Here is a 20807-nt window from a genome sequence, read left to right as displayed (position 1 = left end):
GGTCGCCACGGCGAGAGCCCCGTCCCATGCGTTCCAGTGCATGGACGGGGCTCTTTGCCGTCCCCGGAGCTGGATAAGGTGTTCCTGACCCTGCCTAGACGAACCCAGGAGCGGCATATGAGCGCTGTGACCCCCGCAGGAGGCAACACCGCGGCGGCCCGTTCCTGGCCCGGTGTACTGAACGGGCTGCTCGAGGGGCGCGACCAGAGCGCAGAGGACACCGCCTGGGCCATGGACCGCATCATGCGCGGCGAGGCGACCGACGCGCAGATCGCGGGCTTCATGGTCGCGCTGCGGGCCAAGGGCGAGACCGTGGAGGAGATCTCCGGCCTCGTACGCACGATGTACGAGCACGCCAATGTGATCGAGGTGCCGGGGCAGACCGTCGACATCGTCGGCACCGGCGGTGACGGTGCCAAGACCGTCAACATCTCCACGATGTCCGCGATCGTGGCCGCGGGCGCGGGCGCGAAGGTCGTCAAGCACGGCAACCGCGCGGCCTCCAGCGCATCGGGCGCCTCCGACGTCCTGGAGAAGCTCGGGGTGAACCTCGAGCTGCCGCTGAATCGGGTCGTGGAGGTGGCCGAGGAAGCCGGGATCACCTTCTGCTTCGCCGTGAAGTTCCACCCGGCGCTGCGGCATGCCGGAGCGGCGCGCAGCCAGTTGGGCATCCGGACCGTCTTCAACGCCCTCGGTCCGCTCACCAACCCGGCCAAGGTGCGCGCCCAGGCGGTCGGGGTCGCCGACCCGCGGATGGCGCCGATCGTGGCCGGGGTCTTCGCCGAGCGCGGGAACTCCTCCCTCGTCTTCCGCGGCGACGACGGCCTCGATGAGCTGACGACCACCTCGACGTCCCGGGTCTGGGTCGTACGGGACGGCGCCGTGCGCGAGGAGGCCTTCGACCCGCGGGACGTCGGCATCGACCTCGTCCCCGTCGAGGCGCTGCGGGGCGCCGACGCCTCGTACAACGCCGAGGTGGCGCTGCGCCTCCTGGACGGCGAGAAGGGCCCTGTGCGGGACGCCGTGCTGCTCAACACGGCGGCGGCCCTGGTGGCCCTCTCGCCGGGCGAGGGGACCCTCGTGGAGCAGATCGGCGCCGGCATCGCGAAGGCGGCGCAGGCGATCGACTCCGGGGCCGCGAAGAAGGCCCTTGAGCTGTGGGTGGCGGCCAGCAACAGGTGAGTGTGGTGCCCACCGCAGTCCGGATGCCGGACTGCGGTGGGCACCGAGAAGATCGTGTGGCAAGATGCTGCGCAGGTCATGAGTGACAGCGATTAGGCCCCGGCTCGCTGTCCGGCAACCCTCCGTCCGTGGCGGGGTGCCCCGGGTGAAGACCAGGCCGTGGACAGCAAGGTCCATGGCAAGCGCGGACCCCTGCGAACAACCCTGGGGTCCTGGTCCTCAAGGGAGCAGTCTCGTGAGCAAGCGAATGCGATAGGGCTTTCCGGCCCCTTTTCCGCACCTCCTTTTCTCTTCATCACTGCGGCGCCGTACGAGCGCTCTCGCAGTGAACTCGCCTGCCTTCCCACGGGAGTTCGCCATGTCTGTCACCACCGCTGCCGCCGACCGATCCGTCTGTGCCGCTCCGCTGCCCGTCCTCGGCCGTGACGTCACCGTGCCGCTCGTCACCGGCGGCGAGGTGACCTACGCGGCGCTCGACTACGCCGCGAGCGCCCCGGCCCTGCAGCGGGTGTGGGACGACGTGGCCGCGTACGCGCCGTACTACGGCAGCGTGCACCGTGGTGCCGGGTACCTCTCGCAGCTCTCCACCGACCTCTTCGAGAACAGCCGGGTCACCGTCGCCGAGTTCCTCGGCTGCCGCGAGGACGACCAGGTCGTCTTCACCCGTTCGACCACCGATTCGCTGGGCCTGCTGGCCGCCGTGCTCCCCGCCGACTGCCAGGTCTTCGTCTTCGAGACCGAGCACCACGCATCGCTGCTGCCCTGGCGCGACGCCCGCGTGACGTACCTGAACGCCCCGCGCACCCCCGACCAGGCCGTCGCCACCCTGGAGCGCGCCCTCGCCGACCGCGATCCCTACGGGCCCGCCCTGGTCTGCGTGACCGGAGCGTCGAACGTCACCGGTGAGCTGTGGCCGGTCAAGGAGCTGGCCGCCGCCGCCCACGCGCACGGCGCCCGCATCGTCCTGGACGCCGCGCAGCTCGCGCCCCACCACCCGGTCTCCATCAGCGAGTTGGACGTCGACTGGGTCGCCTTCTCCGGTCACAAGCTGTACGCGCCCTTCGGCTCGGGCGTCCTCGCGGGCCGCTCCGACTGGCTGAAGGAGGCCGAGCCCTACCTCGCGGGCGGCGGCGCGTCGCGGAAGGTCGCGCGGCGCACCGATGGCGGCGTGGACGTCGAGTGGCACGACACCGCCGCGCGGCACGAGGCGGGTTCGCCGAACGTCATCGGCGTGTACTCGATCGCCTCCGCCTGCAAGGCGCTGACCGAGGCGGGCTTCGACGAGCTCGTCGCCCGTGAGCGCCACCTCATCGCGAAGGTGCGCGACGGACTCGCCGAGGTGCCCGCGGTGAAGGTGCTCTCGCTCTTCGGCGACGACGCGCCGCGCGTCGGCGTCATCTCCTTCGTCGTCGACGGCTGGAACAGCTCGCACTTCGCCGCCGCGCTCTCCGCCGAGTACGGCATCGGCGTACGCGACGGTCTCTTCTGCGCCCACCCGCTGGTGCGCACCCTGCTCGGCAGCGACCCGCAGTCCCAGGGCGAGTGCGGCGCCCCCGAGGCCGCGCCCGGCGAGAAGTCCCTGAACGCCATCCGCGTCAGCTTCGGCGCGGGCACCCCCGACGAGCACGTGGAGCGTTTCGTGCGCGCCGTCAAGGAGCTCGTGGCGGACGGCGCGCGCTGGAACTACCGCACGGAGGACGGGCGTTGCGTGCCGGACACCACGGCGGCCTGAGCCTTGGGCCGTCCCCTCAGACGTGACCCCAGGACGATCATCCGCAGGGCGCGCTCGGTCGCGTCGGTGAGGAACTCAGCCCCCCTCCCTAGTGCCTCGGTCAGCGAGACCGGAGCGGGCAGGATCGCGCTGTAGGCGTCCACGCCCTCCTCCCGTACGTGGTGCGCGCCCTGGCCGATCGTGCCCGCGAGGACCAGGACAGGGCGGCCGGAGAGCTTGGCGCGCCGAGCCACTTCGGCGGGGACCTTGCCGCGCGGCGTCTGGTGGTCCAGGGCTCCCTCGGCGGTGACGACGAGGTCGGCGCGGGCCAGGCGGGCGTCCAGGTCCAGGTGGTCGAGCAGGACGTCGAAGCGGGGGAGGAGCTGGGCGCCGAGCGCCGCGAGACCGGCTCCCAGGCCGCCGGAGGCGCCCGTTCCGGGGCCGAGGGAGAGGTCCGCGGTGACGTGCAGGTCGCGGGTCAGGACGTGCGCCCAGTGCTCCAGGCCCGCCGCCAGCTGTTCCACCTGCGTGGGGGTGGCGCCCTTCTGCGGGCCGAAGACGCGGGCGACGCCGCGCTCGCCGGTCAGGACGTTGAAGGGGTTGCAGGCGACGCGGATCTCGGTGACCTTCAGGCGGGGGTCGAGGCCCGAGGGGTCGATGCGGCTCAGCCGGGTCAACTCGCTGCCGCCGCACGGCAGTTCCCAGCCGTCCGCGTCCAGGAGCCGGGCGCCGAGCGCCTGGAGCGCCCCCGCGCCCCCGTCCGACGTGCCGGAGTCGCCGCAGCCCACCAGGATGCGGCGGGCACCCGCGTCGAGCGCGGCGCGGATCAGCTCGCCCACGCCGTACGTCGTCGTGGCGCCCGGGTCGCGCAGATCGCGCGGGACCAGCGAGAGCCCGGCGACCGCGGCCATCTCCACCACGGCGGTGCCGGACGGAAGCAGCGCGAAGTGCGTGCCGATCCGCTGGCCGACCGGGCCGGTGGCGGGCAGCGCGACCAGGCGGCCGCCGCCCGTGGTGGCCAGGGCGCGCGCGGTGCCCTCGCCGCCGTCCACCAGGGGGATCAGATCGGTCTCGGCGTGCGGCACGACACGGCGTACTCCTTCGGCGATGGCCTCGGCCGCGGACTGCGCGGACAGGGACTCCTTGAAGCCGCTGGGGGCGATGGCGAAGTGGGTCAGCACGTGGGTCTCCAGAGTGGATTCAAGGGCGGGTTCAAGGGCGGGTTCAGCGGACGGGTACGCCGAGCAGCGGCCAGAGCGCCACGGCGAAGAGCAGGACGAGGGCGGCGGAAAGCGGTGCCAGGACCGCGGAGAGGCGCAGCAGGTCGCGCGGGGTGTAGGTGGGGGTGCCGGGGATGTCGGCGAAGAGCGTGACGGGCTTCGCGGATGCGGGCAGGGTGTGGCAGAAGCCGGCGGCCGCCGTGGAGGCGAGGGCGGCCGCGACCGGGTTGACGCCCGCGCCGACGGCCGCCGCGACGACCAGCGGGACCAGGACGGACGAGCGGGCCGAGCGGGACTGCAGGACCAGGTGCGCGGCCGTGCTGACCGCCACGACGACGGCAAGGAAGAGCCAGGGCGACACGTCGAGCGGAACCCCGCCGACCAGCCACTTCGCCGCCCCCGACTCGGCGAGCGCGACGCCCATCGCCATGGTCGCGGCCATGAAGAGCAGCAGTGACCACGGCACCGTCTTCAGCGCGTCCTTCAGGCGTACGGTGCCAAGAGCGGGGGACGAGGCGACGACCGCGCCGATCAACGCGACCACGGCGGGCGGCACTTGGTGCAACGGCTCGCTGCACCACAGCGCGACGACCGTGGCGAGCAGGAGGGCGCAGCGCGTCTCGGCGGGCTCCCAGGGCCCGGAGACCGGCTGCTCGCTGTGCTCCTGGAGCTGCTCGACGGTGATGAGGACCGGGCCCTCGCGATCGGCCCGCCGGGTCGTCGTCAACAGGACGGCCTCCGCCGCCAGATGGGACGAGGCGACGGCGAGCGGCAGGCCGAGCAGCAGCCACTGCGTGAAGCCGATCCGCTCCCCGGTGGCCTCCCACAGCACGGACACCGTGATCAGATGCGCGCCCGCGCCGATCAAGGTCGCGACCGCGGAGAGCAGGATGACGGTCGGGAACAGCAGCGCCAGCATCACCACCAGGCGCTTCCGGTCGGCGAGGACCTTGGCGAGCGCGAGGAAGACCGGCAGCGCGAGCGCGGCGCGGCCCGACGTGGCGGGCACCGCGAAGGCCGTCACGACCAGGGCGGCCGTCGTCAGATGCGTCAACTGCCGTACGCCGCGCGCCCCGCTGACGAGAAAGGCCGCGGCCCGGCCCGCGAGACCGCTGCGGGCCACCGCGGCCGCGAGCACGAAGGCGCAGATCAGCAGCCAGACCGTCTCGTCACCGAGGGTGCCGAAGAGCGTGTCGCTGCTGATCACGCCGGTCGCGGTGAGCGCGAGCCCGGCGCCGAGCGCGATGTACGTGTCGTCGATCGGCGTACCGATCCACGCACAGGTCGCCAGGGCGAACACGGCGAGGGTGACCCGCGCGTCGCCGCTCAGGCCGGGGAAGTTGCCGGGCACCACGAGCAGCGCGCACAGGCTCAGCGCTATGCAGAGGGTGATGGCTTGGCGGGGATTCAGGGTCACGCATCGAGACTCGGCCTCGGCCGTGAGCCCTCAATGAGCCGCGGATGAAAGGAATTTCACCCGCTGCCCCGGATGTCACCCCGGAAGGCGGTACCCCATCCCGCGCACCGTCTCCACGCGCTCGGCGCCCAGCTTCTTGCGCAGCGCCCGTACGTACACGTCCACGATGTTGGACCCGGGGTCGAAGTCGTATCCCCACACGTGCGAGAGGATCTGCTCCCGGGAGAGCACCTGCCCCGGGTGGCGCAGGAACAGTTCGAGCAGCACGAACTCACGTGCCGTCAGATCCACGGTCCGCTCGCCCGAACGCGCCCTGCGCGTACGCAGATCCAGCGTCAGATCCCCGCCGCGCAGCACCGTCACCTCCGGTGCGCCCGCCGCCGTACGCAGCCTCAGGCGCACCCGCGCGAGCAGCTCCTCGAAGCGGAACGGCTTGGTCATCCAGTCGTCGGCTCCGCCTTCGAGGCCCGCCACCGTGTCCCGGACCGAGTCGCGCGCCGTCAGCACGATGACCGGTGTGGTCACGCGGGCCTCGCGCAGCTGCCGCAGAACCGTGAAGCCGTCCTTGCCGGGCAGGCCGATGTCCAGGACGACCAGGTCGAAGCCGCCGGTCAGGGCGTAGTCGTAGGCCGCTTCTCCGTCGCCGACGACGCTGGTGGTGAAGCCGTTCGAGCGCAGGCCCTTCTCGACGAAGGAGGCGATGCGCTCCTCGTCCTCGACGATGAGAATCCGGTTGTTCATGGCTGTCCTGGTTCCTGTTCTCGCAAGCCGAGTACGAAGGTGGCGCCGCCGGAGCCCGGCATCGTGGGCCGCAGCTCGACCCGGCCGCCGTGCCCCTCGGCGATGGCCCGCACGATGGCGAGGCCGAGTCCGGCGCCGGTGGCGCGGGAGCCGCGGCGTGCGGTGCCGCGCCGGAAGCGCTCGAAGATCACCGAGGCGTCCTGCGCCTGGACGCCGGGCCCGCTGTCGGCGACGTACAGCTCGATCAGGCCCGCCGAACTGCGCGAGCCGATGCCGATGCGCTGGCCGGGGACGGTGTGCTGGACGGCGTTCTGGGCGAGTTGCACCATCGCCTGGGTGATGCGCTGCGGGTCGAGAGCCGCTTCGCCCTCGGCCACTTCGGCCAGCTGCCAGTCGCGGTCGCCGAGCGCCCGCGCCTTGACGAAGACGTCCGCGGTCAGCTCGGCGAGCTGTACCGGCTCGGGGGTGACGAAGTCGGGGCGCTCGGCCTTGGCGAGGAGGAGGAGGTCCTCGACGATGCGGCTCATCCGGTCGAGCTCCTCCATGACGATCCGGATCGTCTCCTCGCGCTCGCCCGGGTCGTCGCCCATCAGCTCCAGATGGCCGCGGACGATGGTGATGGGCGTACGCAGCTCGTGGCCCGCGTCGTCCACGAACTCGCGCTGCGCGGCGAAGGCCCGCTCCAGGCGGTCGAGCATGCCGTTGAACGTCTCGGCGAGGGCCGCGATGTCGTCCCTGCCCTGCACCGGGATGCGCTGGGTCAGATCCTGTTCGGTGAGCTGTGCGGCGGTCGTGCGCACCAGGCGTACGGGCTTGAGGATGCGGCCGGCGACGGCCCAGCCGATGCCGGTCGTCATCAGGAGCGCGACCCCGGAGATGGCGAGCAGCATCGTGAACACGTCACCCGCCTTGGCCTGTTCGCCCGCCGGGTGGAAGGCGACGACGAACGCCGCCGCCGGATGGCCTCCGCTCGCCGCGATCTCCACCTTCGCCCAGCGGACCTCGCCCCGGTCACGGTGCAGCGTGCCGGTCGCGTCCGGGGACTCGAAGACCGCTCGCAGTGCCGCGGTGTCCTCGGCGAGCGGATGGTCGATCCGCGCCTCGCGTGACTGTTCCTTCTTCGCGGGTGCCTTGCCGGGGCGGCCGACCAGGCCGAGGAGCTCTTCGTCGGGGTCGGCGTACTGCCGGGAGAGGAAGAGCCGCAGGAGTGGGTCGGGAGCGCTGAACTTCTCGCCCGTCTGGGGATCGACCCCTTCGCGGGCGAGGTTGGTGAACTCCGCGGTCTCCTGGGCGAGCAGCCGGTCGATGCGGTGGTCGACGTCGCGCAGCAGGACGGAGCGGGTGGTGGCCGCGACCGCGGTGAGCGCGACGGTCATCACCACGAGCAGCCAGAGCAGGATCCGGACACGGGCGGATATCCAGCGGTGCGGGCGCTCAGCCGTCGTCACCGGGGCCGTCGTCGTCGTTGTCGCCCTGGCCGCCGCCGCTTCCTTCGTTGCCGTCGTCGTCGTTGTCATCGCCCGAGGAATTCTCGCTCACCGGCGGCGGGGACACCGTCTCGTCGCTCGGAGTCGGCCGGGGGGTGGTGGGCTTGGCGGAGGGCGAGGACGGTGATGGCGCCGACGGGGCTGACGGGGCTGACGGCGAGCCGCTCTCCAGCTCCACCTTGGGCGGGGCCTTGGGTGGCTCGGGGCTGTCGGTCAGGGCGTAGCTGGTCGCGGCGATGCCGAGGGGGATCGCCACGACGGCCGCCAGGGCGGCCATGCGGTGGGTGAAGACCATGACGGTGAGCGTGCCGGGCGCGGTGCGTCAGAAGCATGAGCGGCGGATGAAGAAACCCTCATCCGGCGCCCGGGAGGGGCGACTCAGGAGTCGAGGCCGATCGCGAACGCCGCTTCGAGGTCGTGCTGCGAGTACGTACGGAACGCGACATGCGTGTCCGTCGCCTCCACTCCCGGGATCTTGCTGATCTTGCCGGGGATGACGTCGGCCAGGTCGTCGTGGCGCGCGACGCGCACCATGGCGATCAGGTCGTACGTGCCGGTCACGGAGAAGACCTCGCTGACACAGTCGAGGGCGGCGATCGACTCGGCGATCTCCGGGATCCGGTCCACGCTGGTCTTGATGAGCACGATCGCGGTGATCACGGCTGACTGTCTCCCTCGGTAGCCGGTGCTGGCTTCTGCTTCTTCACTCTAGCTGTCCCCCTGTAGCGCCCCCACGCGTACAGAAAGCCCAGGGAGAACCCGACCAGGTGGGCCAGATACGCCACTCCGGGCCCAGCCGCGCCCTGCCAGGCCGCAAGCCACTGCAGCACCACCCAGAACGGCAGCACCACCCATGCAGGAAACCGCAGCGGCAGGAAGAAGAGGAACGGGAAGAGGCTGGTGACCCGCGCCTTGGGGAAGAGACGGAGAAAGGCCCCGAGCACCGCGGAGATCGCCCCCGACGCGCCCACCAGGGTCTGGTCGGAGCCCGCGTGCGCGACCGCGTAGGCGAACAGGGCGAGATAGCCGCAGCCGACATAGAAGAGCGCGAACTGGAGGTGCCCCATCCGTTCCTCGGCCATCGCCCCGAAGACGAAGAGGAACAGCATGTTGCCCAGGAGATGCAGCCAGCTGCCGTGCACGAAGAGCGCGGTGGCCGGGGCGAGCAGCGGCCGCATCGCCCCGCTGAACAACTCCGTGGGGACCACGCCCCAGCGCTCGAAGTAGGCCTGCTGGGCGGCGAGCAGCTCATCGCCGGTGCCGTGCACGGGATTGAGCCCGGACACCGGCGAGATCACGAAGACCAGACAGCAGACGGCGATCAGGCCATACGTCACCGGGGCGGACTGCCCCCTGAGCATCCGGCCCGCCGTCGTACCCCACGTCGTGATCATGAACAGAGCATGACGTAAGGGCGGCAAACCGTACAGACCGCCCCGCCGCGTGGAGGGCCGCCGCATGGAGACCCTTACAGGCCTTAGGGTTACGGGCACCACGCACCATGGAATTCCGAAGGAAAGCGAACAGCCACGATGACGGTTCCTCTGCCGACCGACACCACCAGGTGGCGCTGCCAGCTCTGCGGCAACCTCACGCGTTTCGACGTGACCCGCAGTTCGAAGGTCGTCGAATACGTGCACCTCGACCTGGCCGGTGAGTCGAACGTCGAGGAACGCGAGGTGGTCAGTGAGACCATCGAGTCGGTGCGCTGCCGCTGGTGCAACGCGGTGGACCAGGTGGAACTCGTGGACAGGCCGGGCGCCGGCTCCTGAGGGAGCGGGCCCCGCACAGCTAGTGGGGTGACGGATGGTGGAGAGCGCAAGCGGGGAGCCGGACGACGGCGCCGCTGAGGTGCTCGACCGCCCGCTGCCCGACGGAGTACGCCGACGGGTCGTCCAGATCGTCTCGGACGGCTTCGGCGGCCTCACAGTCAGCGAACTGCCCGCACAGCTGCGGCAGTACGCCCGCTTCACGCCGAACCGTCGCACGAAGTTCGCGGGCAACGCGATGGCGGCGGCCCTGGAGGGCGACGCGCTCTTCCGTCAGCGCATCGGCGAACGTCTCAGAGAGGCGGAGCCCGAGCTCACCGGCGCCCTGGACGCGGGCTCACCACCCCCGGCCGCGGACCCCCTCGATGTGGCGGCCGCGGCCTATGTGCTGCGTCCCACCGGCTGGGTGAAGCTGGTGACCGCCGCCGGCGAGGAGGCCCTGCGGGCCGACGCCGAGCGTGTGGACGACGAGACCCGCGCCGAGCTCGAACGGCTGCGCGGGGAACTCTCCGCAGCCCGCGGTCAGACGAAGGCCGAGACCGAACGGCTGCGCGCGGAGCTCGAGTCGGCGAAGAAGGAAGCCGAATCGATGCATCGCAAGCTGCGCGGCGCCCTCAGCGACGTCAAACGCGGCGAGGCGGCCCTGCGCAAGGCCGCGGCCGAGTCCGACGCCGCGCGGGCCGAGGGCCAGGCACAGCTGTCCGCCGCCGAGAGCGAGACCAGGCGGCTCAAGGCGCGGCTCAGCGAGACCGAGGCCGCCCTGGAGGCCAGCCGCAGGGCGGCGCGCGAGGGGCGCAGCGTCGAGGACATGCGGGTGCGGCTGCTGCTCGACACGGTCCTGGAGTCCGCCCAGGGACTGCGCCGCGAACTGGCCCTGCCGCCCGTCTCCGTGCGGCCCGCCGAGACCGTGGACGCCGTCGAGCCGGGGCGGATGACACCCAAGGACATCGCGGCCCGCGCGCTCTCCGAGAACGACCCGGCGATCCTCGACCAGCTGCTCGCGCTGCCGCAGGCGCACATGGTCGTGGACGGCTACAACGTCACCAAGACCGGCTATCCGACGATGCCCCTGGAGAAACAGCGGCTGCGCCTTCTCGGCTCGCTCTCGCAGCTCGCCGCGCAGACGGGCGCCGAGATGACCTGTGTCTTCGACGGTGCCGAACTCGCCGCGCCCGTGCTGCTCGCGCCGCCGCGCGGCGTGCGGGTGCTGTTCTCCAAGCCGGGCGTCACCGCGGACGAAGTGATCCGCCAGCTGGTGCGTGCCGAGCCTCCCGGGCGCCCCGTGGTCGTCGTCTCGACCGACCGCGAAGTGGCCGACGGGATCGCGAAGGCGGGCGCGCGGCCCGTCGCTTCGGCCGTGCTTCTGAAGCGGCTTTCGCGCGGCTGACGTACGCCGCTTCCGCGGGGATAAGGGTGCGCAAGTAACTCCTGTTCTCTATGCCCGAATTGGGGCGCCGCCTGCGCGACGCAGCGTCAACCGATCATCACCGCCTGTGCGTTATCGGTAAAATATGCGTCCCGCACCCCTCTTTTTGCCGGTCAGGATTTGAACTGATCACAAGAAGGTCACTAGGGTCTCGCCTCGAACCTCCGCTCGGTTGATCACCCATCCGGGGTGACAGCGGTGGTACCCGCCGACCGGGTCTCGGTAGGCGGCTGGAGGAAGAAGGAGCCGCCTTCGTGGCGTCCCACCGTCGACCCAAGCAGCCGAGCCGCGCGCGCGTGACCGTGCTCACCGCCACCGCCGCCGCTGCCGTCGCACTCACCTCCCAGGCGGCCAACGCGACGCCGAGCGAGAAGCCGAGCAAGGACGAGGTCAAGTCCAAGGTCGACAAGCTCTACGAGGACGCGGGCCGGGCCACCGACCGGTACAACGGCGCCAAGGAGAAGCAGGAGAAGCTCGAGAAGGAGATCGGCGAGCTTCAGGACAAGGTCGCCCGCGGCCAGGAGGACCTCAACGACCTGCGCGGCGGCCTCGGTTCGATGGCCAGCGCGCAGTACCGCTCCGGCGGCCTCGACCCCTCCGTCCAGCTCTTCCTCTCGGCCGACCCGGACGACTACCTCGACAAGGCGTCCACCATGGACCAGTTGAGCGGCCAGCAGGTCGAGGCGCTCAAGAAGGTCCAGGAGAAGCAGCGGACCCTCGCGCAGGAGCGCAAGGAGGCTTCCGACAAGCTCAAGGACCTCGCCGACACGCGCAAGGAACTGGGCAAGAAGAAGAAGGAAGTCCAGAGCAAGCTCGGCGCCGCCCAGAAGCTGCTCAACACGCTCACCGCCAAGGAGAAGCAGGAGCTCGCCGCCAAGGAGACCCGCGCGAGCCGCGACGCCGGCGACCGCGTGGACCTCGGCAAGGAGGCCCCGGCGTCGCAGCGCGGCCAGGCCGCCCTGAGCGCCGCCGCCACGCAGCTCGGCAAGCCCTATGTCTCCGGCGGCAGCGGCCCCAACTCCTACGACTGCTCCGGTCTCACGCAGTGGGGTTACAACCAGGCCGGCGTCCAGATCACCCGGACCACGTACACCCAGCAGAACGACGGCACGAAGATCGGCCGCAGCGAGCTGAAGCCCGGCGACCTGGTGTTCTTCAACAGCCTCGCGCACGTCGGCTTCTACGCGGGCAACGGCCAGGTGCTCCACGCCCCGAAGCCGGGCGCCGTCGTGCGCTACGAGTCGATGTCCACAATCGGCTCCTTCCAGTTCGGCGTCCGCATCTGAGGGGTTCGACCTCAGGCGTCCGCATCTGAAACGACCGGCGTGCCGTCCGAACGGGCGAATTCCGGCAACTCCAGCTGACCCCGCGCCCCGTCGGTGACCTGCGTCTCCGGCGGGGCGTCACGTTGTGTGCACGGCAGGGTCTTTGGCCGTGACGTGATCCCACGGCTACTGTCGCGCGCATCCCCCGACGGATCGGGGGGACTTTCCCCCGGTTCGTCCTTCTGTCCGGGGGTCCGTCAGCGAAGGGAGAGCGGCTTCCCGTGGGGTCCCATCGTCGTCTCGCGCAGTCCGGCCCGGACCGGAGCACGCGCGTAACCGTCCTGTCAGCCGCCGCGGCAACCGCCGCGGCCGCCCTCGCCGCCACACCGGCGGGCGCCGCACCGCAGGACACCCCGGCGACCACCAAGGCCAAGGTGGACCGCCTCTTCGAGCAGGCCGAGAAGGCCACCGAGGCGTACAACAAGGCCGACGAGCGCGCGGACACGCTGCGCGGGCAGGTCGAGCGGGCCAAGGACAGCGTCGCCCGCGGCCAGGAGCGCATCAACACGATGCGGGGCGCGCTCGGTTCGCTCGCCGGGGCGCAGTACCGCTCGGGCGGCATCGACCCCTCCCTCGCCCTGATGCTCTCCTCCGACCCGGACGGCTACCTGGACACGGCGGCGGCGCTCGACCGCATCAGCGCCCGGCAGGCCGGTGAACTGACCGATCTGCAAAGGGCCCAGCGCAGCCTCGCCCAGGAGCGCACGGAGGCGGGGCGCAAGCTCTCCGAGCTGGAGAAGAGCCGCACCGCCGTGGCCCGCCACAAGCGCAGCGTCGAGCACAAGCTCGCCAAGGCACGCAAGCTGCTCAACTCGCTGTCCTCGCAGGACCGGGAGGAGTACGACAGGACATCGCGCGCGGGACGCGACGGGATGCCGGACCTCGGGAGCGCCGGGCCGTCCTCGGCGCGGGCCGCCGCCGCCATCGCGGCAGCACGGTCGGCGATCGGCAAGCCCTACGTGTGGGGCGCCAACGGCCCGTCCGGCTTCGACTGTTCGGGCCTCATGCAGTGGTCGTACGCACAGGCGGGCGTCGGCCTGCCGCGCACCTCGCAGGCCCAGCGGCACGCGGGGCGCCAGGTGCCGCTGGCCCAGGCGCAGCCCGGTGACCTCGTCGCCTACCGCGACGACGCGAGCCACATCGGGATGTACATGGGCAACGGCCAGGTCGTGCACGCGCCCTACCCCGGCGCCCCCGTGCGCTACGACCCGGTCGGCATGATGCCGGTGTCGTCCGTGACGCGGATCTGACCGGCGGCCCGCGGCCCGCTGCCCGTACGATCTGAAACGTGGCTGGTCGCGGGCGTGGGTCGTGGGTCCTTGTAATCTGTTTCGCCCTGCTCGTCGGGTGCGGTGGTCCATCGGCGCCCGACGCCGCGCCCGGCGACGTGCGCAGACTGCTCGACCGGCGCGCGGAGGCGCTGCTCGACCGGGACGCGAAGGCGTACCGCGCGACGGGCCGCGATGCCGGGGCCGCCGAGGCCTACGACAACCTCCGCGAGGTCCCGCTCCAGTCCTGGCAGTACCGCCTGACCACCTTCGAGCGGACCGGCACGCGGGCCACGGCGACCGCCGACCTCCGCTACCGGATCAAGGGCTACGACAGCGAGCCGCTCACCACGTCGCGCGCGCTCACGCTTCAGGAGCGCGACGGACAGTGGTACGTCGCCGCTGAACGGCCCGCGAAGAAGGCCACGCAGCAACTCTGGGACCAGGGGCCCGTCACGTCCGTACGGGGCGCTCACAGCCTCGTGCTCGGCGTCGGGCGCGGCGAGCGGAACGAGACGACGCTGCGCGAGTACGCGCACCTCGCCGACCGGGCGGTCCCCCTCGTACGGGACGCCTGGCGGGAGAAGTGGCCGCAGCGGGTCGTCGTCATGGTGCCCAAGTCCCTGGACGGCATGGCCGGTCTTCTCGGGGCACCCGCTTCCGGGTACCAGGGGATCGCGGCGGTGACCACGGGGGAGACGGGTGGCTCCGGGGCGGCGCCCGCGGACCGGATCATCGTCAACCCCGAGGCGTACGGCGTGCTCGGCGACTTCGGCAAGCAGGTCGTGCTCACCCACGAGACGACCCATGTCGCGACCCGCGCGCACACCTCACCTGCGACCCCCCTGTGGCTCTCCGAAGGCTTCGCCGACTGGGTGGGCTACCGCGGCACGGGCCGCACCGCCGCCCAGGCCGCCCCCGAACTGCGCCGCGCGGTCCAGCGGGAGCAACTGCCCGGCGCGCTCCCCGAGGACGAAGCCTTCGGCTTCAGCGGCGACGCGGGGAAGCTGGCCCAGGCGTACGAAGGGTCGTGGCTGGCCTGCCGGATGATCGCGGACCAGTGGGGCGAGGAGCGCCTGACGCGCTTCTACGAAGCGGTCGGCGAGCACAAGAAGAGGCCGGGCGCGGTGGAGGACGCGCTGCGGGACGTCCTGGACATCACTCCGCAGGAGTTCACGGCGCGGTGGCGTACGTATCTTCGCGCGGAGCTCGGCTGACCTCTGCGGGCGCCGACGCGCGTTCACGTGCCCGTGGTTCGGACACCGTCTGCCGCCACAGGTTCCGGCAGGCGAGCAGTGCCGCCGCGACGAGCAGACCATTGCGTACGAAGAGCAGGGCGATGCCCAGCGGGTCGCTCGCCACCACGTGCGAGAACCAGATGGGGAACTCCAGGAACGTGACGAACGTGGCCGCGAGCACCAGGCGCGCGGGCAGCGCCATGCGGCTCGCGCGGAACGCCAGGCACACGGCGGCGACCCCGACCAGCCACAGGAGGTACTGCGGGCTGATCACCCGGCTCGTCGTCGTGAACAGCAGTACGGCGACGAAGGCCGCGTCCGCCACCGTGCTGGCGGACCAGACGCGCGCGCGAAGCCGCCACACCAGGAGCCAGCAGAAGGCCGCCACGGAGAGCCCCTGCGCCAGGGTGCTGACCAGCGGGACGTACGGGCCGAGGAACTCCACCGAGCCGTAGTTGAGCTGCACCTCGCCCTGCCAGCCGAGGTGGCGTGCGACATGGAAGACGAGCGCGCCAAGGGACTCGACCTCGGTGCCGCGGTCGCGCTGGAAGGTCAGGAAGGCGAGCGCTCCGGGCATCGTCACCAGGAAGGCGAGGGTCAGACCGGCGGCGGTGGCGACCGCCGCGCCCCAGGAACTCCGGGTGGCACGCGCGCGTGGCATGCCGATGAGCAGCAGGGCGGGCCACACCTTGAGCAGCGCGCCGCACCCCGCGAGCGCCCCCATCGTGCGGGGATGGCGCGCCCCGGCGAGCAGCGCGGCGACCGCGACGGCCGTCACCATCACGTCGTAACGGGCGTACACGGTCGGCCCGAGCAGCGCCACGCCCACGACCCACACCCAGGCCCCCCGGAGGGACTTGCCGGGCCGGCGGCCCGCATACAGGAGCAGTCCGCAGACGAGCGCGTCGGAGAGTAGGGCGAGCACGAAGAACGCCGACGTGTAGTCCACGAAGGGCAGCAGGGCGGGGGAGAGGACCGCGAGGGCGGCGGCGGGCGGGTACTGCCAGGTGACGTCGTCGAGGGGGAAGGTGCCGGTGCGCAGGACCTCGTACCAGCCCTGGTAGATGACGGCGACGTCACTGGTCACGTCGGGGCCGGGGGCGGTGAGCACCTTGAAGACGCAGAGCAGCAGCACGGTCCTGGTCAGGACCCACACGGTCAGGATCCGCGCCACGCGCACCACGCCCCTTTTCGGATACTTCATTGTGGTTCGGGGAGCCATGATGCCGGGCGCGGTCGTGCGGGGGCCAAGAGGCGGGGCCGTCCGGGAGGCGAGGCCGTCCCACGCCCTGCCGGGCTTTCGGTACTGTCGGCGACGATGCACAAGACCCTGATCGTCACGAACGACTTCCCGCCCAGGCCCGGTGGCATCCAGGCGTTCCTGCACAACATGGCGCTGCGCCTGGACCCCGAACAGCTCGTCGTCTACGCCTCCACGTGGAAGCGGGGACGCGAGGGCGCCGAGGCCACGGCCGCCTTCGACGCGGAGCAACCCTTCAAGGTCGTACGCGACCCCACGACGATGCTGCTCCCGACCCCGCGCGTCACGCGGCGCGCGGTCTCGCTCCTGCGGGAACACGGCTGCGAGTCGGTGTGGTTCGGGGCCGCGGCGCCGCTGGGGCTCATGTCACCGGCGCTGCGCAAGGCGGGCGCGCGGCGTCTCGTCGCCACGACGCACGGGCACGAGGCGGGGTGGGCGCAGCTGCCCGCTTCACGCCAACTGCTCCGCCGCATCGGCGACTCGACGGACACGATCACCTATCTGGGCGAGTACACGCGCTCCCGCATCGCCGCGGCGCTGTCGCCCGCGGCGGCCGGGCGGATGGTCCAACTGCCGCCGGGCGTCGACGAGAAGACGTTCCACCCCGGCTCGGGCGGGGACGCCGTGCGGGCCCGCCTCGGCCTGACGGACCGCCCTGTCGTGGTGTGCGTCTCGCGTCTCGTGCCGCGCAAGGGGCAGGACACGCTGATTCTTGCAATGCCCCGGATTTTGGCGGCGGAGCCGGAGGCCGTGCTTCTCGTGGTGGGCGGCGGGCCCTACGAGAAGGAGCTGCGGAAGCTGGCCGCCGAGACCCGAGTCTCGGACTCCGTGCGGTTCACGGGGGCGGTGCCGTGGGAGGAACTTCCCGCGCATTACGGCGCGGGTGACGTCTTTGCCATGCCGTGCAGGACCCGGCGGGGCGGATTGGACGTGGAGGGCCTCGGCATCGTCTACCTGGAGGCTTCGGCCACGGGGCTCCCGGTGGTGGCCGGTGACTCCGGCGGGGCGCCGGACGCGGTGCTTGACGGTGAGACCGGCTGGGTCGTCCGGGGCGGCTCCCCGGAAGCCGCCGCCGACCGGATCGTCACCCTGCTGGGTGACGCGGAGCTGCGGGCGCGGATGGGGGAGCGGGGCCGGGAGTGGGTGGAGGAGCGGTGGCGCTGGGATCTCCTGGCGGAGAGGCTGCGGGAGTTGCTGTAGCGCCTTACGGGTAGCCGCCGTGGCTTGTTGCGCGACTGACTGCCGTCATGGGCTGAGCGCGCAGTTCCCCGCGCCCCTGACGGGGCGCCCCGTCAGGGGCGCGGGGAACTGCGCGAGCAACCAACGCTACCCGCGGTAAATCGCCTCGATCTCGTCCGCGTAGTCCTTGGCCACAACATTCCGCTTCAGCTTCAGCGAAGGCGTCAGGTGACCCGACTCCTCCGTGAACTGAGACGAGAGGACACGGAACTTACGCACCGACTCCGCCTTGGAGACAGCCGCGTTGCCGTCGTCCACCGCGGTCTGGATCGCGGCAAGAAGATCCGGGTCGTCCCGGAGCGACGCCGCCGTGGAACCGGCGGGCTTCCCGTGGTCCGAGGCCCACCGGCCGAGAAACTCGTCGTCCACCGTGACCAGCGCGCCCACGAAGGGCCGCCCGTCGCCCACGACCATGCACTCCGCGACAAGCGCGTGCGCGCGGATGCGGTCCTCGATCACCGCGGGAGCGACGTTCTTGCCGCCCGCCGTCACGATGATCTCCTTCTTGCGGCCGGTGATCCGGAGGTAGCCGTCCTCGTCGAGGGTGCCGATGTCGCCCGTGTGGAACCAGCCGTCGGCCAGCGCCTCTTCGGTCGCGCCCTCGTTGTTCCAGTACTCCGTGAACAGGTGCTCGCCGTGCAGGAGCACCTCGCCGTCGTCGGCGATCCGGACGACCGAGCCGGGCAGCGGCTGGCCGACCGTGCCGATCTTCTGGCGGTCCCAGGGGTTGAAGGCGGTGGCCGCGCACGACTCCGTCAGGCCGTACCCCTCAAGGACGGTGAAGCCGATGCCGCGGAAGAAGTGGCCAAGGCGCTCGCCGAGCGGTGCGCCGCCCGAGATCGCGTACTCGCCGCGCCCGCCGAGGACGGCCCGCAGCTTGCTGTAGACCAGCTTGTCGAACGTCTTGTACTTGATCTTGAGGCCGAGCGAAGGACCGCTCGGGGTGTCGAGCGCGCGGCTGTACGCGATCGCCGTGTCCGCAGCCTTGTCGAAGATCTTGCCCTTGCCGTCGGCCTGCGCCTTGGCGCGCGCCGAGTTGTAGACCTTCTCGAAGACGCGCGGGACGCCCAGGATCATCGTCGGCCGGAACGACGCCAGCTCGTCCGTGAGGTTCTTGACGTCGGGCGCGTGGCCCAGCTTGATCGGCGCCATCAGCGCGGCGACCTCGACCAGGCGCCCGAAGACGTGCGCGACGGGGAGGAAGAGGAGGACGGAGCACTCGCCGGTGCGGAAGAGCGGTTTCAGGCGCTCCACCACGTTGCCGCACTCCGCGAAGAAGCTGCGGTGGGTGAGCACACAGCCCTTGGGGCGGCCGGTGGTGCCCGAGGTGTAGACGATGGTGGCCGGGTCGTCGGCGCCCGCGACCGCGCCGCGCTCGTCGACGGTCTCCTCCGGGACGTCGGCGCCCGCGCGGTTCAGCTCGTCGACGCCGCCGCGGTCGATCTGCCAGACGTTGACCAGGTCGGGGAGCCGGTCGCGCACCGATTCGACGGCCGCGCTGTGCGTGTCCAGCTCGACGATGATGCCCACGGCGCCGGAGTCGCCCAGGATCCACTGGATCTGCTCGGCCGAACTCGTCTCGTACACCGGCACGGTGACCGCGCCCGCGCTCCAGATCGCGAAGTCGAGGAGCGTCCACTCGTAGCGGGTGCGGGACATCAGGGCTACGCGGTCGCCGGGGCGCACCCCGGAGGCGATGAGCCCCTTGGCCGCGGCGCGCACCTCGGCGAGGAAGGTCTTGGCGTTGACGTCCTGCCAGGTGCCGTTCACCTTGCGGCCGATGACGGCGACATCCGGGTGCTGCGCGGCATTTCTGCGGACGATGTCGGTCAGATTGCCGTCCGCAGGGACCTCGTACAGGGCCGGAAGGCTGAACTCGCGCAAGACTGCTGCTCCTACATAGGGCGCCGGCGCCACGACGTTGTGCGATGCGACGGTGCGGTCCAAGATCGGGCAGGTGCTCCGTGGAAACTGGGGGGAAAGAGGGCTGGAGCACTACTGGACTGCCCGGACGTTACCCATGGGTATGGCTTGTTCGGTAGGGGGTCCGGGCCAGATGTTCGGTGCGTCACACGTCGTTGTGGTCTGAACCGCACAGTACGCCACGCCATTCCCGACTCGGAAGTAACCGCAGGTCCGCCCCCTTCTCAGTGCCTCTACCCACGTTTGCCCGCTCGTTCTAGGGTGATCGGCATGCCAGGTTTCCGGGTCAATGTGGTCAGTGACGTGCACGGCAACACAAAGGATCTCGCCCGCGCGGGCGAGGGAGCCGACGCGCTCGTCTGTCTCGGTGACCTGGTCCTCTTCCTCGACTACGCCGACCACTCGCGCGGCATCTTCCCCGACCTCTTCGGCGAGGAGAACGCCGACCGCCTCGTCGAGCTGCGCACCGCCCGCCGCTTCGACGAGGCCAGGGAGCTGGGCGCGCGGCTGTGGGCAGGCATAGACCGCGGGCCCGCCATCGAGAGCGCGGTACGCAAGCAGTACGCCGAGATGTTCGCCGCCTTCCCCACGCCGACGTACGCCACGTACGGCAATGTCGACATGCCGACCCTCTGGGCCGAGTACGCGGGCCCCGGCACCACCGTCCTCGACGGCGCGCGGGCCGAGATCGGCGGCCGGGTCTTCGGGTTCGTCGGCGGCGGCCTCCGCACGCCCATGCGGACGCCCTACGAGATCAGCGACGAGGAGTACGCGGCCAAGATCGAGGCCGTCGGCGAGGTCGACGTGCTCTGCACGCACATCCCGCCGGACGTGCCCGAGCTCGTGTACGACACCGTCGCGCGCCGCTTCGAACGCGGCAGCCGTGCCTTGCTCGCGGCCATTCACAAGACCCGCCCGCGATACGCACTTTTCGGCCACGTCCACCAGCCCCTGACGCGGCGGATGCGGATCGGGGCGACGGAGTGTGTGAACGTGGGGCACTTCGCGAGCTCGGGCAGGCCGTGGGCCCTGGAGTGGTGACGGGGGCCCACTTCGTGCGCGGTAGCCTTCACGCGTCACACACGTAGACACCACCCCCCGTACCTGACCGCATCTGGAGGAGCCACAGCGATGGCGGAACACACCAGCTCGAGCATCACGATCGAGGCGGCACCGGCCGAGGTGATGGGAGTGATCGCCGACTTCGCGCGCTACCCGGACTGGACGGGTGAGGTGAAGGAGGCGGAGGTCCTCGACACCGACGACCAGGGCCGCGCCAAGCAGGTCCGCCTCGTCATGGACGCGGGCGCGATCAAGGACGACCAGACCCTCGGGTACACGTGGACCGGCGAGAACGAGGTCAGCTGGACCCTCGTCAAGTCGCAGATGCTGCGGTCGCTGGACGGCTCGTACCTCCTGAGGCCCGCGGGTACCGGCACCGAGGTCACGTACAAGCTGACCGTCGACGTCAAGATCCCCATGCTCGGGATGATCAAGCGCAAGGCGGAGAAGGTCATCATCGACCGGGCGTTGGCGGGCCTGAAGAAGCGGGTGGAGTCGGGCCCCAAGGCCTGAGACCACGGGGGGTTAACGTTCACCC

Annotated in this window: 19 protein-coding genes and 1 riboswitch; of the genes, 10 read left to right on the top strand and 9 right to left on the bottom strand. The window is 71.2% G+C overall.

The window, feature by feature from the left end:
• The first annotated feature begins 117 nt into the window (after positions 1-117).
• Both trpD and E5671_RS15705 read left to right on the top strand, forming a co-directional pair.
• Positions 118-1182, top strand: a complete 1065-nt coding sequence (gene trpD / locus E5671_RS15710; protein ID WP_160504597.1) for an anthranilate phosphoribosyltransferase — start codon at positions 118-120, stop codon at positions 1180-1182.
• Positions 1183-1256: 74 nt separating this feature from the next.
• A riboswitch (SAM riboswitch) is annotated at positions 1257-1373 on the top strand.
• 167 nt (positions 1374-1540) lie between these two features.
• Positions 1541-2914 (top strand): aminotransferase class V-fold PLP-dependent enzyme, encoded by a 1374-nt coding sequence (locus E5671_RS15705; RefSeq protein WP_160504596.1) that lies wholly within the window; start codon positions 1541-1543, stop codon positions 2912-2914.
• On the opposite strand, the gene E5671_RS15700 is transcribed toward E5671_RS15705, so the two are convergent.
• The 7 genes from E5671_RS15700 to E5671_RS15670 form a co-directional block, all read right to left on the bottom strand.
• Positions 2866-4074 carry a glycerate kinase gene (locus E5671_RS15700; protein WP_160504595.1) on the bottom strand — a complete coding sequence of 403 codons (1209 nt, stop codon included), beginning with the start codon at positions 4072-4074 and terminating at the stop codon, positions 2866-2868. The genes E5671_RS15705 and E5671_RS15700 overlap by 49 nt on opposite strands.
• 43 nt (positions 4075-4117) lie before the next feature.
• A complete protein-coding gene (locus E5671_RS15695; RefSeq protein ID WP_160504594.1) occupies positions 4118-5530 on the bottom strand; it encodes an SLC13 family permease in 1413 nt (470 codons plus the stop codon).
• 75 nt (positions 5531-5605) lie between these two features.
• Positions 5606-6271 carry a response regulator transcription factor gene (locus E5671_RS15690; protein WP_160504593.1) on the bottom strand — a complete coding sequence of 222 codons (666 nt, stop codon included), beginning with the start codon at positions 6269-6271 and terminating at the stop codon, positions 5606-5608.
• Complete coding sequence (locus tag E5671_RS15685) at positions 6268-7647, bottom strand: sensor histidine kinase (RefSeq protein ID WP_237330593.1); 1380 nt, start codon at positions 7645-7647, stop codon at positions 6268-6270. The genes E5671_RS15690 and E5671_RS15685 overlap by 4 nt, the downstream gene beginning before the upstream one ends.
• 58 nt (positions 7648-7705) lie before the next feature.
• A complete protein-coding gene (locus E5671_RS15680; RefSeq protein WP_160504591.1) occupies positions 7706-8053 on the bottom strand; it encodes a small secreted hydrophilic protein in 348 nt (115 codons plus the stop codon).
• Positions 8054-8136: 83 nt separating this feature from the next.
• On the bottom strand, positions 8137-8418 hold the full coding sequence (locus E5671_RS15675) for an Lrp/AsnC ligand binding domain-containing protein (protein WP_160504590.1): 282 nt from the start codon (positions 8416-8418) through the stop codon (positions 8137-8139).
• Positions 8415-9152: a rhomboid family intramembrane serine protease gene (locus tag E5671_RS15670; protein ID WP_160504589.1), complete on the bottom strand. Its 738-nt coding sequence runs from the start codon at positions 9150-9152 to the stop codon at positions 8415-8417. The genes E5671_RS15675 and E5671_RS15670 overlap by 4 nt, the downstream gene beginning before the upstream one ends.
• A gap of 138 nt (positions 9153-9290) precedes the next feature.
• Between E5671_RS15670 and E5671_RS15665 the strand changes: the two genes are divergently transcribed.
• From E5671_RS15665 to E5671_RS15645, 5 genes are all read left to right on the top strand, one after another.
• Positions 9291-9530 carry a hypothetical protein gene (locus tag E5671_RS15665; RefSeq protein WP_160504588.1) on the top strand — a complete coding sequence of 80 codons (240 nt, stop codon included), beginning with the start codon at positions 9291-9293 and terminating at the stop codon, positions 9528-9530.
• A 34-nt stretch (positions 9531-9564) separates the two neighbouring features.
• Positions 9565-10914 (top strand): NYN domain-containing protein, encoded by a 1350-nt coding sequence (locus tag E5671_RS15660; protein WP_160504587.1) that lies wholly within the window; start codon positions 9565-9567, stop codon positions 10912-10914.
• Between the two features lie 293 nt (positions 10915-11207).
• Positions 11208-12239 carry an NlpC/P60 family protein gene (locus tag E5671_RS15655; protein ID WP_160504586.1) on the top strand — a complete coding sequence of 344 codons (1032 nt, stop codon included), beginning with the start codon at positions 11208-11210 and terminating at the stop codon, positions 12237-12239.
• Positions 12240-12499: 260 nt separating this feature from the next.
• Positions 12500-13528: an NlpC/P60 family protein gene (locus E5671_RS15650; RefSeq protein ID WP_160504585.1), complete on the top strand. Its 1029-nt coding sequence runs from the start codon at positions 12500-12502 to the stop codon at positions 13526-13528.
• A gap of 38 nt (positions 13529-13566) precedes the next feature.
• Entirely contained in the window at positions 13567-14763 is a 1197-nt protein-coding gene (locus tag E5671_RS15645) for a hypothetical protein (RefSeq protein WP_160504584.1), read from the top strand.
• Here the strand turns inward: E5671_RS15645 and E5671_RS15640 are convergent.
• A complete protein-coding gene (locus E5671_RS15640) occupies positions 14720-15988 on the bottom strand; it encodes a glycosyltransferase family 87 protein (RefSeq protein ID WP_160504583.1) in 1269 nt (422 codons plus the stop codon). The genes E5671_RS15645 and E5671_RS15640 overlap by 44 nt on opposite strands.
• Positions 15989-16102: 114 nt before the next feature.
• On the opposite strand from E5671_RS15640, the gene E5671_RS15635 reads away from it, so the two are divergent.
• Positions 16103-17245, top strand: a complete 1143-nt coding sequence (locus E5671_RS15635; RefSeq protein ID WP_160504582.1) for a glycosyltransferase family 4 protein — start codon at positions 16103-16105, stop codon at positions 17243-17245.
• A gap of 126 nt (positions 17246-17371) precedes the next feature.
• On the opposite strand, the gene E5671_RS15630 is transcribed toward E5671_RS15635, so the two are convergent.
• Entirely contained in the window at positions 17372-19168 is a 1797-nt protein-coding gene (locus tag E5671_RS15630; RefSeq protein WP_160504581.1) for an AMP-dependent synthetase/ligase, read from the bottom strand.
• 330 nt (positions 19169-19498) lie between these two features.
• On the opposite strand from E5671_RS15630, the gene E5671_RS15625 reads away from it, so the two are divergent.
• The gene (locus E5671_RS15625) at positions 19499-20248 is read left to right on the top strand and encodes a metallophosphoesterase (RefSeq protein ID WP_160510209.1); all 750 of its coding nucleotides are present in this window, start codon (positions 19499-19501) and stop codon (positions 20246-20248) included.
• Positions 20249-20338: 90 nt separating this feature from the next.
• Positions 20339-20782, top strand: a complete 444-nt coding sequence (locus E5671_RS15620; protein ID WP_160504580.1) for an SRPBCC family protein — start codon at positions 20339-20341, stop codon at positions 20780-20782.
• Positions 20783-20807: the final 25 nt, after the last annotated feature.

The sequence above is a fragment of the Streptomyces sp. BA2 genome, assembly GCF_009769735.1.
Classification (GTDB): Bacteria; Actinomycetota; Actinomycetes; order Streptomycetales; family Streptomycetaceae; genus Streptomyces.
Note: the sequence above shows the minus strand (reverse complement) of the source record. Positions and strands in the feature narration are given on the sequence as shown.

Excerpts from the sequence above, each read along its gene's own strand:
- E5671_RS15635 (WP_160504582.1), top strand. The coding sequence starts at position 16,103 with ATGCACAAGACCCTGATCGTCACGAACGACTTCCCGCCCAGGCCCGGT.
- E5671_RS15620 (WP_160504580.1), top strand. The coding sequence starts at position 20,339 with ATGGCGGAACACACCAGCTCGAGCATCACGATCGAGGCGGCACCGGCC.
- E5671_RS15640 (WP_160504583.1), bottom strand. The coding sequence starts at position 15,988 with ATGAAGTATCCGAAAAGGGGCGTGGTGCGCGTGGCGCGGATCCTGACC.
- E5671_RS15680 (WP_160504591.1), bottom strand. The coding sequence starts at position 8,053 with ATGGTCTTCACCCACCGCATGGCCGCCCTGGCGGCCGTCGTGGCGATC.
- E5671_RS15685 (WP_237330593.1), bottom strand. The coding sequence starts at position 7,647 with ATGACCGTCGCGCTCACCGCGGTCGCGGCCACCACCCGCTCCGTCCTG.
- E5671_RS15690 (WP_160504593.1), bottom strand. The coding sequence starts at position 6,271 with ATGAACAACCGGATTCTCATCGTCGAGGACGAGGAGCGCATCGCCTCC.
- E5671_RS15665 (WP_160504588.1), top strand. The coding sequence starts at position 9,291 with ATGACGGTTCCTCTGCCGACCGACACCACCAGGTGGCGCTGCCAGCTC.
- trpD (WP_160504597.1), top strand. The coding sequence starts at position 118 with ATGAGCGCTGTGACCCCCGCAGGAGGCAACACCGCGGCGGCCCGTTCC.
- E5671_RS15660 (WP_160504587.1), top strand. The coding sequence starts at position 9,565 with ATGGTGGAGAGCGCAAGCGGGGAGCCGGACGACGGCGCCGCTGAGGTG.
- E5671_RS15670 (WP_160504589.1), bottom strand. The coding sequence starts at position 9,152 with ATGATCACGACGTGGGGTACGACGGCGGGCCGGATGCTCAGGGGGCAG.
- E5671_RS15705 (WP_160504596.1), top strand. The coding sequence starts at position 1,541 with ATGTCTGTCACCACCGCTGCCGCCGACCGATCCGTCTGTGCCGCTCCG.